Annotated in this window: 9 protein-coding genes; 6 read left to right on the top strand and 3 right to left on the bottom strand. The window is 64.1% G+C overall.

The window, feature by feature from the left end:
- Positions 1-23: 23 nt before the first annotated feature.
- The 6 genes from GTA51_RS02920 (at position 24) to GTA51_RS02895 (ending at position 7,259) form a co-directional block, all read left to right on the top strand.
- On the top strand, positions 24-689 hold the full coding sequence (locus GTA51_RS02920) for a YfgM family protein (RefSeq protein ID WP_160958539.1): 666 nt from the start codon (positions 24-26) through the stop codon (positions 687-689).
- Positions 690-799: 110 nt separating this feature from the next.
- Positions 800-2,641, top strand: coding sequence for an indolepyruvate ferredoxin oxidoreductase subunit alpha (gene iorA, locus GTA51_RS02915; RefSeq protein ID WP_160958538.1), 1,842 nt, complete (start codon positions 800-802; stop codon positions 2,639-2,641).
- A complete protein-coding gene (locus tag GTA51_RS02910; protein ID WP_160958536.1) occupies positions 2,638-3,240 on the top strand; it encodes an indolepyruvate oxidoreductase subunit beta in 603 nt (200 codons plus the stop codon). Before iorA ends, GTA51_RS02910 begins: the two co-directional genes overlap by 4 nt.
- The gene (locus GTA51_RS02905) at positions 3,237-4,826 is read left to right on the top strand and encodes a sigma 54-interacting transcriptional regulator (protein WP_160958534.1); all 1,590 of its coding nucleotides are present in this window, start codon (positions 3,237-3,239) and stop codon (positions 4,824-4,826) included. Before GTA51_RS02910 ends, GTA51_RS02905 begins: the two co-directional genes overlap by 4 nt.
- Before the next feature lie 78 nt (positions 4,827-4,904).
- Positions 4,905-6,638, top strand: a complete 1,734-nt coding sequence (locus GTA51_RS02900; RefSeq protein ID WP_160958533.1) for a phosphoenolpyruvate carboxykinase (ATP) — start codon at positions 4,905-4,907, stop codon at positions 6,636-6,638.
- Between the two features lie 138 nt (positions 6,639-6,776).
- Positions 6,777-7,259, top strand: coding sequence for an ion channel (locus GTA51_RS02895; protein WP_160958531.1), 483 nt, complete (start codon positions 6,777-6,779; stop codon positions 7,257-7,259).
- 97 nt (positions 7,260-7,356) lie between these two features.
- Here the strand turns inward: GTA51_RS02895 and GTA51_RS02890 are convergent, their stop codons facing one another.
- The 3 genes from GTA51_RS02890 to GTA51_RS02880 all read right to left on the bottom strand — a co-directional run bounded on the left by GTA51_RS02890 (position 7,357) and on the right by GTA51_RS02880 (position 13,149).
- The gene (locus GTA51_RS02890) at positions 7,357-7,743 is read right to left on the bottom strand and encodes an OsmC family protein (protein ID WP_160958530.1); all 387 of its coding nucleotides are present in this window, start codon (positions 7,741-7,743) and stop codon (positions 7,357-7,359) included.
- A gap of 117 nt (positions 7,744-7,860) precedes the next feature.
- Positions 7,861-10,491 carry a M16 family metallopeptidase gene (locus tag GTA51_RS02885; protein ID WP_160958528.1) on the bottom strand — a complete coding sequence of 877 codons (2,631 nt, stop codon included), beginning with the start codon at positions 10,489-10,491 and terminating at the stop codon, positions 7,861-7,863.
- A gap of 108 nt (positions 10,492-10,599) precedes the next feature.
- Positions 10,600-13,149, bottom strand: a complete 2,550-nt coding sequence (locus tag GTA51_RS02880; protein WP_160958527.1) for a TIGR03960 family B12-binding radical SAM protein — start codon at positions 13,147-13,149, stop codon at positions 10,600-10,602.
- Between the last annotated feature and the right edge of the window lie 7 nt (positions 13,150-13,156).

Genomic DNA, 13,156 nt, shown 5'->3' with positions numbered 1-13,156 from the left:
CACGCGCTTTGGAGGCGTATTGTATGACTGATTCCCCCACGCCGCAGCACGGCTCGGCCAAGGCTTCCGACATTCCCACGGTGTTGCGCGCCCCTGTGCAGTATTGGCGGCAATCCCTGGCTGCGGCTGCCGTCATCCTGGTGGCCGCCGGCGGCTACGCCCTGTATGGCGTCTATCAGAAAGGCCAGGTTGAAAAGGCCGAGGCTGCCCTTGGCGAAATCATCACCACCAAGACCGGGACTGACCGCATCGCCGCCCTGGACAGTCTGGCCAAAACCGCGCCGGCCGAAGCCAAAGCCGGCATCTATCTGGAAGTGGCCAAAACCGCCCAGGGGCTTGGCGACTTCGCCAAAGCCGCCAGCGCTTTTGAAGCCGTGGCCACCTCTGCCCCGGCAGGCATGAAGACCATCGCCGCCCTGGGGCAGGCCGCCGCCCTGTCGCGCGCCGGCCAGGACGCCAAAGCTGTGGATGTCCTCGATGCCCTGGCCGGTTCCGCCCCCAAGGCCTTTGCCATGACCATCGACCGCCAGTTGGCTGTCACCGCCGAAGCGGCCCAGCAGTGGCAAAAAGCCCTGGCTGCCTACGAGCGCATGAAGGCCAACGGCAATGTCCAAAATGCCAGCTTCATCGACGCTCGCATCGCCGACTTAAAGGCCAAGACTGCCGGCGCGACCAAGGCCAACGGCTAGAGCACCCCCGGGGCACACTGCCCCGGGATTCTACCGGACTGTACCCTCCCGCCCTGTCGGGAACGACGGACGCCGTCAACGGCGTCCATTGCGTGTTGGAGGTTTGAGACGTGGGCAAGGAACTCCTCAGTGCGGCAGCCGGTGAAACCCTGCTGCTGCTTGGCAACGAGGCTATCGCCCGAGGCGCGCTGGAAGGCGGCGTCCGGTTTGTGACCTGCTACCCGGGCACCCCGTCCTCGGAAGTCCCGGATACGTTTTTCCGTTTAAGCCAGGGTGCGCCGTACTATTTCGAGTATTCGGTCAACGAAAAAGTCGCCCTGGAAGTGGGCGGCGGCGCGGCCCTGGCCGGGCTGCCCACACTGGTGACCATGAAGCACGTCGGCGTCAACGTGGCCGCCGACCCGCTGATGACCCTGGCCTATGTTTCGGCTCCGGGCGGTTTGGTGCTGCTTTCGGCCGACGATCCGGGCTGCCATTCCTCGCAAAACGAGCAGGACAACCGCATATACGCCCGTTTGGGCGGCCTGCCCTGCTTTGAGCCGGCAACCGCCCAGGAATGCAAGGACATGGCCCGGGACGCACTGCTGTTGTCCCGCCGCATCGAAAACCCGGTGCTCCTGCGCACCACCACCCGGGTCAACCATGTGCGCGGTCCGGTCGTTGTGGGCGAGATGCCGACCACCCCGGCCGAAAAACCCTTCCACAAAGATCCGGCCCGGTTCGTGCCGCTGCCGGCCTCGGCCCGGGTCATGCACACCCGGCTGCGCGCGCTCTTGGACGGGCTGGTCGCCGAAGCCGACGCCTCCCCCTATAACGTTACCTCCGGCGCTGGCGACGTGGGCTTTATCACCTCGGGCGTCAGCCGCAACTACTTGGCCGACGTCCTTGCCGAAGACGGCCTGACCGGCACGGTGCAGGTGCTGGAACTGGGGATGACCTATCCCCTGCCCGAAAACCGCATCGCCGATTTTTTAGCCTCTTGCAAAAAAGTGCTCATTGTCGAGGAACTCGAACCGGTGCTGGAAACCGAGATCCGCGCCCTGGCCCAGACCCGCGGCATTGCCGTGGAAATCTGCGGCAAAAGCGCCCATCTGCCCCGGCGCGGCGAGTTCTCCACGGCCAATGTCCGCCAAGCCGTGCGCGCCTTCCTCGGCCGCCCCGCCGCCGTGGTCGATACCCTGACCGTGCCGGCCGATCTGCCCCGGCGTCCGCCCAACCTCTGCGCCGGCTGCCCCCACCGGGCCGCCTATTACGCCGTGCGCGAAGTCTATGGCGACACGGCAGTCTATTCCTCGGACATCGGCTGCTACACCCTGGGTTTTCTGCCGCCCTTTCGGGCCGCCGACTTCCTGCTGTGCATGGGCTCGTCGATTTCCACCGGAGCCGGCTTCGCCCGGGCCTCGGGCAAACCGGTCGTGGCCTTTATTGGCGACTCGACCTTTTTCCATTCCGGCATCACCGGGCTTATTGACGCCGTGGCCTATAACCACGACATCCTCATCGTCATTTTGGACAACCGCACCACGGCCATGACCGGGCATCAGCCCAATCCGGGTGTTGATACCACCATCTTTGGCGAAAACCCCAATCCGGTGGATCTTATGGCGCTGATTCGGGCCTGCGGCGTGGAGCCGGTCAAGGTCAATCCGCTCAACCACAAGGCCACGCTTGCCGCCCTCACCGCGCTGTCCCAGCAGCATGGCCCGCGCGTGCTGGTGGCGGAATATCCCTGCCCCATCCACGCCCGGCGCGTGGGACAGGCCAAAAAGACCCTGCCCGCCCGGGTGGCCGGCGATCCCGCCGCCTGCCTGGCCGTGCGCGACAATCTGGCCTGCCCGGCCTTTGCCATGGTGGACGGAGCCTTTACCATCAATGCCGAGCAGTGCGACGGCTGCATGTTCTGCGTCCAGCTCTCACCGGATATTAAGCCCGGCAAGAAGGAGGCGAAATGATTCGCGCCCGCATCTTTTTCACCGGCGTCGGCGGCCAGGGAACCCTGACCGCCACCACCCTGCTGGCCCGCACCGCCCTGGATGCCGGCCTGCCCGTGACCTCGGGCGAGATCCACGGCATGGCCCAGCGCGGCGGCGTGGTCGAATCGACCCTGCTTGTCGGCGGCTACAAAAGCGCCATCATCGCCCCGGGCGAGGCCGACGTGATCCTGGGCTTTGAACTGCTCGAAACCCTGCGGGCGCTGCCCATGCTCAAACGCGGCGGCTTTGTGGTTGGCAACAGCGAGTCGCTCCAGCCTGTTGGCGTGTGCCTGGGCCGGGAATGTTATCCGCCGCTCACGCAGGTTCTCGACACTGCCAAGGGCTTTGCCGCCCGGGTGGTCATGGTGCCCTGCATCAGCCTGGCTGAACAGGCCGGCACAGCCAAGGCCGCCAACACCGTCCTGCTGGGCGCGGCGGCTGCCTGCGGAGCCTTGCCGTTTTCCCTCGACGCCCTCACCCGCTCCATCGAAAAATACCTCAAGCCCAAACTCGTTGAGGTCAACCGCAAGGCCCTGGCTCTGGGGGCCCAAGCGGCTGCAGCGAGTCAGGCCGCGTGATCGACGCGCTTACGTCCTTTGACGGGGCCGGACCGGCCTTTTACGGCGCACTGGCGCGCATCGTGGCCGTCACCGGCCCGGGGCGGGCCGTGCGCCGGGGCCTGGAAAACGCCCTGGCCGTGCTGGTCGAAGCCCTGGGCTATCGCCGGGTCTGCCTGGAACTGCACGATCTGCCCCAGCCCGGTGCCCGCATCGTCCTGTCCCACGGCCGCCAGCAGGGGTTGGACCATCTCTATGGCCCGGCCCCCATCACCATGGGACAGGTCATCGGGTCCAAGCGGTCGCTGATTCTCCAGGACGTCAAGGACCACCCGGACTTTATCGGCCGCCCGCCAGAGGAACTCTCGCATCTCTCCCACATCTGCGTGCCGGTGACCGTGCCAACCCCGGACGGCCATGTGGAAGGCTTTGCCCCGGTTGCCGCCTCGGGCGTGGTCGGGGCGCTCAGCATCGACCTGCCCAAGGCCCCCATGGTTTTTTTGGAGGCCCATCGGGAATTTTTAAGCGTTGTCGGCGGCATCCTCGGCAACGCCGCCCTACGCCTGCGCGACGAACTCGACACCTCGCGCCGGGCCGCCCCGGCCGTCCCCCTGTCCATTGAGGACGCCACGGAGCAGGAAGCGCCCTGCCAGCCCGTGGCCGTGTCCAAAAGCATCCGGCTGGTGCTGCGCCAGATCGCCCAGGCCGCTGATTCCGATGATCCGGTCCTTTTTCGGGGCGAGGAAGGCACTGGCAAGGAATTGCTGGCCCGCTGCCTGCACAGCCAGGGCAACCGTCGCCACCGCCCTTTTTTGCGCCTGGGCTGCAGCGAGATGCCCCAGGAAGCGGTGATGGAACACCTTTTCGGTGTTCAAAAGGGCGAACGCTCCAAGGCCTCGCGTTCCAAACGCGGCCTTTTTGAACTGGCCCAGGGCGGCATTGTCTTTCTGGACGCCATTGAGGCCCTGACCCCAAGCGCCCAGGCCAGGGTGCTGCAAGTCATCCAGGAAGGCACCGTGGCCCGCCTGGGCAGCGATACGCCGGTGGCCGTGGATGCCCGGGTGGTGGCAGCCAGCACCGCCTCCCTGGAAGACGCCATGGCCCAGGGGGAGTTTTCGGAAGATCTCTTCTACGCCCTGGGTGTTTTCGCCCTCTATGTGCCGCCGCTTCGCGACCGCATGGGCGACATACTGCCCCTGGCCGAACACTTTTTAAACGACTTTTCCCAACGCACCGGCAAGAGCGTGCGACGCATCTCCACGCCGGCCATCGATCTCTTAAATCAGTACCACTGGCCGGGAAACGTCAGGGAACTGGCCAACTGCATGGAACGGGCGGCCACGTTGTGCGACGAGGCCGTTGTGCGCACCTACCATCTGCCCCCGACCCTGCAAACCGGGGAATCCTCCGACACGGAACCCTCGTTGTCCTTTGGCGAGGCCGTGGCCAAGTTCGAGCAGGAACTGCTGGTGGAGGCGCTTAAAAAAGCCCGGGGCAACATGTATCAGGCCGCCCGCGATCTGCGCGAGAGTTACCGCGTGGTCAATTACAAAGTCAAAAAATACAACATCGATCCCAAACGCTTCACACCCGGACGACGCGGCTGAAAAGCCGGAAATAACGGTTTACCCTAACGGCCCAACCGCGTAATACCCAACGCCAATTCATCTCCCAATGGAGGTTTCATGGCCAGCCTCGCCAGCCACGACTACTACCGCGACGACATGACCAAAATGCCGGCGCTTCGGTCCATTGCCCAGACCCTTTGCCTGGACAAGCGCGTTCGCAAAGTGACGGCGGCCGAGGCCTACGCGCTGGCCAAAAGCCAGCACGACGTCATGGACACCGATCTGCCCATCTATCCGGCGGCGGCCAGACGGCTGGGACTCCCTGAGGGAGCCACCGTCCTCAACAATTGCCACGGCCGCATTGTCGGTCGCACGGCCTTGGCCCGGCGCTTTTACACCCGTATGAAACCGGTGGAACGGCGCAAGGTCGAAGCGGATCTGCGCGAAGCCATGTACGGGATGCAGCGGTATCCGCTGATCAAGGCCGAAGCCATTTTGGGCCTGGACACCGACCTCATGATCAAGGCCACGCTTGTTGCCACCGAAGACGATGCCGTCAACGTCTTTAACTGGCTGGCGAATTTCACCCCCTACGAAGAACTGGCCGAGGCGTACGAAAAAAGCCCCAGACTCCCTATCCCCGATATCCTCGTGGTGGGGTTTAACCACTGGTCCACCACCGACCCCTATTACCACAACGCCGGCGGCTCCCAACTCGCCCTGGTCGATGAAGACGCCAATGTCATCTTTAACCTTGGCATGCGCTATTTCGGCGAACGCAAAAAAGGCACCCTGACCCTGGCCTGGACCTCGGGCATGCGCCTGGGCATGGCCGCCTGCCACGGCGGCATCAAGGAAATCGATTTTACCGGTTGCGCCGAAGCTGACGCCAAGGCCAAGGGCAAACGCTCCATCGCCTTTTTCGGCCTCTCCGGTACGGGCAAGTCCTCCCACACCAATTCCCACGACAACGGCGGCACCCTGCCGGCCGGCTTTTCCAAGGTCGTGCTCCACGACGACGCCTTTCAGATCGATTGCCAGAACAAGGTCTGCCGGGTCTGGGAACCCACCCTGTTCGACAAGACCGATTCGCGCCCCACAGGCCATGGCGACTGGCGCTACATGATCTCCACCATGAACCTGGGCCTGACCAACGCCGACGGCAAGGTGTTGCCCTTGGGCCAGGACGTGCGCAATCCCAACGGCCGGGCGCTCATTGACCGCGATCTGCTCGGGGCCTACGTCAACCGCTGTTCCTTCCCGGATATCATGGTCTGGCTCATGAAGGACACCTGCCTGCCGCCGGTGGTGCGCTTCGCAGACAAGCACCTGGCCGTGGCCATGGGCGCTTCGCTTATGACCCGGCGCAATCTGGCCGAAAATGTCAGCGAAGAGGAACTCAAGAAACTCGTTTTCGAGCCCTTTGCCAACCCCTTTAGGGTCTATGAGTTGTGGAAGGACGTGGAAGCGTTTCTGCAAGTCTTTGAGACCGGGGCCATGGGCTATTCCTTTAACTCCATCGGCTTTTGGAAGACCTCCGATCAGGAGCTCCAAAAGATTGCGCTGCAAAGCTCGCTGACCCTGCAATCGTGTCTGCTGCTGGAACGCCTGGAATGGGAAGACTGGGATCTTTTGCCCGGGGCGCAACTGCCCAAGGCCGAAAGCATTGAGAAGCTGCTGCCCGGTTATACCGCACTCTATGATCCCTCCCTGGTGGGCAATCGCGAGCGCTATGTGGCGACGCTTAAAGACCGCTTCCACCAGCGTCGGGTCTTTCTGCAGAATTCCGATCTGCACAACCGGCCGGAACTGCTCATGCGCCTGGTCAATGCGCTCATGGTGCGGGCCTAGGCGATTGTTGCCACTGGCGGCGATGCATATGGGTTTCGGCAGGACGGGTGAGATGATGACCGGCGACACCCCTCTTCCCCTGGCGAAGAAGCCGGGGCGTTTCCTTGGGAAACGCCCCGGCAGCCACAGGCGGCGGCCATGAGCCTGCGTGCTGCCCTGGCCCTTATCGGGCTGGTCGTTTCCCTGCCGTTTTTGGGCTTTCTGGTCTATTTGAGCCAGGCCAAGACGACCTCGCCCGAACAGATCATTTTCCTGGCCTTTGCCTTTTCCGTCACCTTTCCGACGTTGATTCTTTTGTCCCTGGTCCTTTTTCGCAGCCTGATCATCCTGGCCGTGTCGTTGCCGGTCTATGCCGCCTGCGTCATCGCCGGCTATGCCCGCACGTTTATGGCCTTCCAGATCACCTGCAACGGCAAACCCGCCGAAAGCTTCCGGGATTGCCTGTATTTCAGCGTGTCCCAGTTCACCAACACCGGCTGCGCCGACTGCGCCCCAACAGCCCAATTGCGCCTGCTCGCCGCCTCGGAAGCCTTTTTCGGCTACCTGTCCCTGGGCGTTTTCACCGCCTGCCTCATCGTCATCCTCATTCGCATGATCACCGCCGACAAGCTGCGCCAATAGGCACCGCCACAGCGTCGGCAAGACTGCCGCCGAGGCCGGGCCGGGGTCGCCAGCACCGCGCCGACCGTGGCAAAGCGGATCAGGCCGGCCAGACGGGTCATCTTCTGACCGATTCCGTCACCACTGTGCGACAGCCCAGCGTGCGGCGCACCGGGCAGACCCGGGCCGCCCGCAGGATCTTTTGGCGCTGGGCGTTCGTGAGATTGCCTTCCAGAGACACCTCGCAGCCATAGGCCGCCACGTCAGGGTCGGAGCGATCCAGGGTCACTGTCACCGTGGCCCAGGCCAGTGGCAGGCCGTGGGCGGCAGCGTATTTGGTCATCACCATAACCAGACACGATCCCAGCGCCGCCTCCAGCAGTTCATGGGGTCGAAAGCCCTCCCCGGCACCACCTTTGTCGGTTGTCGCGTCGCAGACCCCGGTAAAACTCCCGTTGCCAAACGCCACTTGCAGCGGCTTTTTTAATCCGTGGCAAACCATCATGACCTTGCCCCCTTTTCAGCCAGATGGCCCAAACGGGCGGCAATTGCCAGAAAAAACGCCCCTGGCAGGAAGTTTTCCTGCCAGGGGCGTCGGTGCAGCCGGTGGGCCGAGGTGAATTTACGGTTTGACGGTCAGAAAGTAGGCATTTTCCGGGCGCAAGTACTTGCCGGCCAGTTCCTGGAGCGTCTGGGCCGTGACCGCCTGGGCTGCCTCAATGACCTGCCGGTCGTAATCCAGGGGCAGGCCGGCAGCCAGGGCCTGGGCCGCTTCGCCACTTCGGGCCGAAAGGCTTTGCTGCGCGCGGTAATAATCGCCGGCCATGACGCTTTTCGCCCGGAGCATGAGATCTTCAGGCAGCGGCGTATCCCGAAGCTGCTCGGCCACCCGGCGAAAGCCGTCCAGGGCGGCGTCGGTCTTCTCCGGCGAAGTCCCGATGTAAAAGGCCAAAAAGCCGGCATGGAGCGACTGCCATAAAAACGAGGTCACGGAATAGCCCAGGCTCTCGCCGTCGCGAAGCCGGGTAAAGAGCAGGCCGCTTTGTCCGGCCAGCACGTCGTTTAAAAGGCTTAAAGCCGGGACATCCGGGGAGTTAAGACCCGGCACGGGGAAAATCATGAACAGATGCGTCTGTTTGCGTTCAGGCATGGTGGCAACAGCCTGGCGCGTGGTTCCCCACTGGGGCGTGGCAAAGGCAAAGGGTTTGGCCGGCCCGCTGGATTTGGCCACAGCTTCGGCCAACCGGCGCACCGCTGCCGGGTCAAAATCGCCGCTCACGGCCAGCACCCAAGGCATGGCCCGCTGGGTGCTCCAGAAGGCGGCCACGTCCTTTGGCCCAAAGCCCGCAACCGTGGCTGCATCGCCCAGGCGGGTATAGGCGTAGGCGGTGTCGGTAAAGACAAACGGGAAGAGCTTGCGAAAGGCCAGCCCCATGGGCTCGTCTTCTTTGCTCTTGATGGCGGCGAGCTGGTCCTTGACCTCCCGGGCCACCTCGGTCTTTAAAAAGGCCGGAGCAGCCAGCATGTCGGCCAAAAGACCGTACAGGTCGTTTTGGAAGCGGCTGGGGAAGCGCGCTTTCACAGCAAACGAGTCGCGCCCGGAAGCGGCCCCAAGCGAGGCGGCCCGGTCGGCCAGGAAGTCTTCCAGGGCGTTGGCCGAGAGCTTGGCCGTGCCCGTGGTCAGGCTGCCGGCGGCCAGTTCCGCCAGCCCCTGGCGATCCTTGGCCAGCAGCGCATCGCCGCCATTGTAGACTAGGGACACGGAAACATAGGGCAGGGTCGCATCGGGAATAAGGACCAAGGTCCGGCCCTTGCCGAGTTCGATGGTTTCCGTGGCGGCTTTGCCAGCGCTGGCGTCCTTGGCAGCGGTGCTGCTTTTGGGAACGGGCCACAGGGTGGCCGCCGCCTCGGCCAGCTTGGCGGCCGTGACCGTGGCCTCGTCAGCCTTGGGGGCCAGCACGGCGGTCAGCATGCGCTCGGGTTGAAAGGTCGCGGCAATGACGGCATCCAGGGCCTTTTGATCCACCAGACGCACCGAGCGCAGATAATTGGCCTCGCCGTCGGGCTCATAGCCGTAGAACCGAAAATACCCGGCCTTCATGGCCAGTCCGGCCAGGGTTTCCTTGGCGTTGTACAGGCCGTCCTCGACGCCAAGCTTCACCCGTTCAATCGCCTTGTCGCTAAACGACGTGCCCTTGAGCTTGCCAAGCTCAGTCAGCAACCCGTGCCAGAACGCGGCCAGATTCCTGGCATCCAGGGTTGCGTCGATGCTGAAAAGCCCGGTCCGTTCCAAGGTCATCGACGAACAGACAATATCGTCCACCAACTGTTTTTCGTATTTAAAGGTCCGGTAGAGGCGGCTGGTTTCGTCGCTGGCCAAGAGCCTGGCCAGGACTTCCAGGGCCGGCTCATCAGCGCTGCGCAGCCCCGATGTGGGGAACGAGACCTGCAAGCGCACCTTGCCCCACGGGCCGTATTCGACCCGCACTGCCGGCTGGGCCGTAGCTGCAGGCAGGGAATAAGTGGCCGGCGGCGGCACGGGCCGGTCGTTGGCCAGGGAGCCGAAAAGCGTCTCGGCCTCTTGCTCAACCTCAGTGGCGCGCACCTTGCCCACCACCACCAGCAGCATGGATTGCGGCTGGTAATGTTCGGCCACGTAATTGCGCAAATCCGCTTCGCCAAACTGCCCCACGGTCTCGGGAAAGCCGATGATGGGCCAGCCATAGGCCTGACCGGGCCAGGCCATGGCCTGGGTGACCTGGAAGAGGCGATTGTCGGGAGCGTCCTTGCCCCGGGCCAGCTCGGAGAGCACCACTTGCTTCTCGCCGTCAAGTTCCGTCGGATCAAACTTGGCACCGAAAATCATGTCTTTGATAACGTCCAGGCCCAGACGCCAGCGTTCGGCCGGCAGATCCACCCGGTAGACGGTGCTGTCAAAACTCGTGGCAGCGTTGAGCTCACCACCCGCCCCCTCGATATCCGAAGCCACCTGCCCGGCCGGGCGTTTGGCCGTGGATTTAAAGACCATGTGCTCGAGCAGATGGCTGATGCCGGCCTGCTTGGCGGTTTCGTAGCCCGAGCCGGCATGGACGAAAAGGCGCACCGCCACCAAGGGGAAACGGTCGTCTTCAATGGTCATGACCGTCAGGCCGTTTTGCAGCCGGACCACCTTGGGGGCCTCGGCTGCGCCAACCGCAGAAACGCCCAGGCCAAGGACGACCAGGGCCAGACACACAACAGATGGCCAACGCATAGGGGGGATACTCCTTTGGAACTGGGGCCGACCCTCCGTCAGGACGACGCAGGGCCGGCAAAAAGACAGGATGCGGGCTTTTGCGCGGAAACGATACTGAACAATCGTTTAACTTGGTGGCCAGCCCCCACCCTCGGCAAAGGCCACCCCGGTCTTGGCCAGCCCATAGGCCCCCCGGACAAGCTCCGGGCACACGGCCTCGGCCAGGCGCAAGGGGCTTAAATAGGTGTCACCGAAATCGCAGACAAAGCGCACCGTGGCCGGGCCGACCACGGCCACATCCGTCACCAGGGTCTTGGCGTCGAGGCTGCGCGGCCCTTTTTTCGATTCCCAGGCCACGGGAAAAGCCTCGGTCCGGGTAAAATCCTGCCAGTGTTGCAGGCAAATGGCGGCCACAGCCTCGGGCACGGTCAGCTCAAAGGTTTCCAGCACCGGATGGGCCACCTTGCGCCCGCCGGCCAGTTCCTCAACCCCGACCACAACCAAGCCCTCGGGCAGATTGGGGTTGAGCTGGGTAGTAAAATCGTCAGGGGAAACGGCCTCGCGCAAAAAGATGCCCAGCCACTCGGCCTGACTCGATACGCCCACCGGCAAGGCCCGGCCGAAGGAAATGAGCGGCATCGGGTGATAGCCGGCGGAAAAACCCGGTTTGAGCCCGGCCCGACGCAGGGACCGTTCGATGACCCGGCCAAGCTCCAACTGGCTCAAATACACGGCACTGCCATTTTTGGCGTACCAGACCCGGAAATGGACCGCCTTGCGGGTGAGGTCTTCCTTGGGCGGCGGCGGGGGCGCAGCCACGGCCTCACTCTCGGGGGTGGGTCTATTCAGGCGCGGCATGATGGGGGCCTTTGCAGCAAGCGGGCTTTTGCGGCCGCCCTCGTTGCACACGCCGCAGCCCGTGCACTCCCCGTAGCGGCAGTCGCCGGTGACGGTCCCTTCCAGGGCGCGGCGGCGTTCCAGGCGCAGATAGGCCGCAGAGACGCCGCAGGACAGATGATCCCAGGGAAGAGGCTTGTCCGGGTCGCGCCCGGCCAGCCAGTCGGCGGGATCAAGGCCGGCCTCGGCAAAGACTTCCAGCCACGGGGCCAGATCGAAGCGGTCGAGCCAGGAGCAAAAAAGCGCCCCTTTGCGCCAACCAGCCTCGACGATGGGAGCCAGTTCCCGGCCGCCCCGGGCAAAAACGCCTTCGAGAAAACTCATCTCCGGCTCGTGCCAGCGAAGGGTCAACCGGCGCTCGGTGGCAAACAGCTCGCGCAAAAAGTTCACCCGGCCGCGAATCTGCTCCAGGGTGATTTGGGCGTCCCACTGAAACGGCGTATGCGGCTTGGGCACAAAGGGCGAAATGGCGGCCGTGACCTGCAAGCGCTTGGCCCCGCGCGGGGCCTGGGCCAGCACACGCTGGGCCAGTTCGAAAATGCCGCGCACATCGTCTTCTGTTTCCGTGGGCAGGCCGATCATGAAATAGAGCTTCACCTGCTGCCAGCCGTGCTCAAAAAGCCGCTTGGTATGCGAGAGGATGTCCTCCTCGGTGATGCCCTTATTGATCACGTCGCGCAGGCGCTGGGTGGCGGCCTCCGGGGCCAGCGTCGCCCCGGTGCGCCGGATGCCGGCCATCATGGTCAGGATGGAATCGGACAGCGTGCCGGCCCGCAGGGACGGCAGCGACACCGCGATCTGATCGCGGCGGCAGCGGTCGATGCTCTGGGCGAATAGGCTTTCCAGGGCGGAAAAATCGCCAGTGGATAGGGATAGGAAGGACAGTTCTTCGTAGCCGGTGCGGCCCAGCCCCTCACCCACCAGCTTGTCCAGCGTTTCCAGGCTGCGTTCGCGCACCGGCCGATAGACCATGCCGGCATGGCAGAAGCGGCAGCCCCGGGTGCAGCCCCGGGCGATCTCCACCGAAAGCCGGTCGTGGACGGCCTGGGCAAAGGGCACCACCTGGCAGGACGGGAACGGGGCCGTGTCCAGATCGGCCACCACGGCCTTGACCACCTGCTCGTAGCCGGCCACCAGCGGTTTGACGCCGGTTTCGGGGTCGTAATCGAAAAATTCCGGGATATAGACGCCGGGAATGGCGGTCAGTTTGTGCAAAAGCTCCAACCGGGTCAACCCCGCTTTCCGGGCCTGGGCCACGGCCTCCATAATATCGATCAGGGCCGTTTCACCGTCGCCGATGACCATGGCATCGAAAAAAGGAGCCATGGGCTCGGCGTTAAAGGCGCAGCCGCCGCCGGCAATGACCAGGGGCCAGGTTCCGCTGGCGGCCCGGTCGGCCGAGCGAAAGGGAATGCCGGCCAGATCGAGCATGTGCAGCACGCTGGTATAACACAGCTCGTGGGTGAGGTGAAAAGCCACCACGTCGCAGGCTGCAAGCGGCGTGTCGGTTTCAAGGGTAGCCAGCGGCGTGCCAGCCTCGCGCATAACGGCTACGGCCTCATCGGCCGGGGCAAAGACGCGCTCGGCCGCAAGTCCTTCGACGCGGTTGACGGCCTCGTAGAGGATGCGTCCGCCGACATAGGACATGCCGACTTCATAGAAATCGGGAAAAGCCAGGGCCACCCGGGCGCGCACGGTGGCCGGTGCCTTGGCTATGCGGCCCCACTCGCCGCCGAGGTACTGGGTGGGCTTTTGCAACCGGTAAACGAGCTCGCGCATGGGAAAT

The sequence above is a fragment of the Solidesulfovibrio aerotolerans genome (assembly GCF_009856865.1).
GTDB classification, from domain to species: domain Bacteria; phylum Desulfobacterota; class Desulfovibrionia; order Desulfovibrionales; family Desulfovibrionaceae; genus Solidesulfovibrio; species Solidesulfovibrio aerotolerans.
The sequence above is the reverse complement of the archived record's forward strand: the minus strand, read 5'-3'. Positions and strand labels throughout refer to the sequence as shown.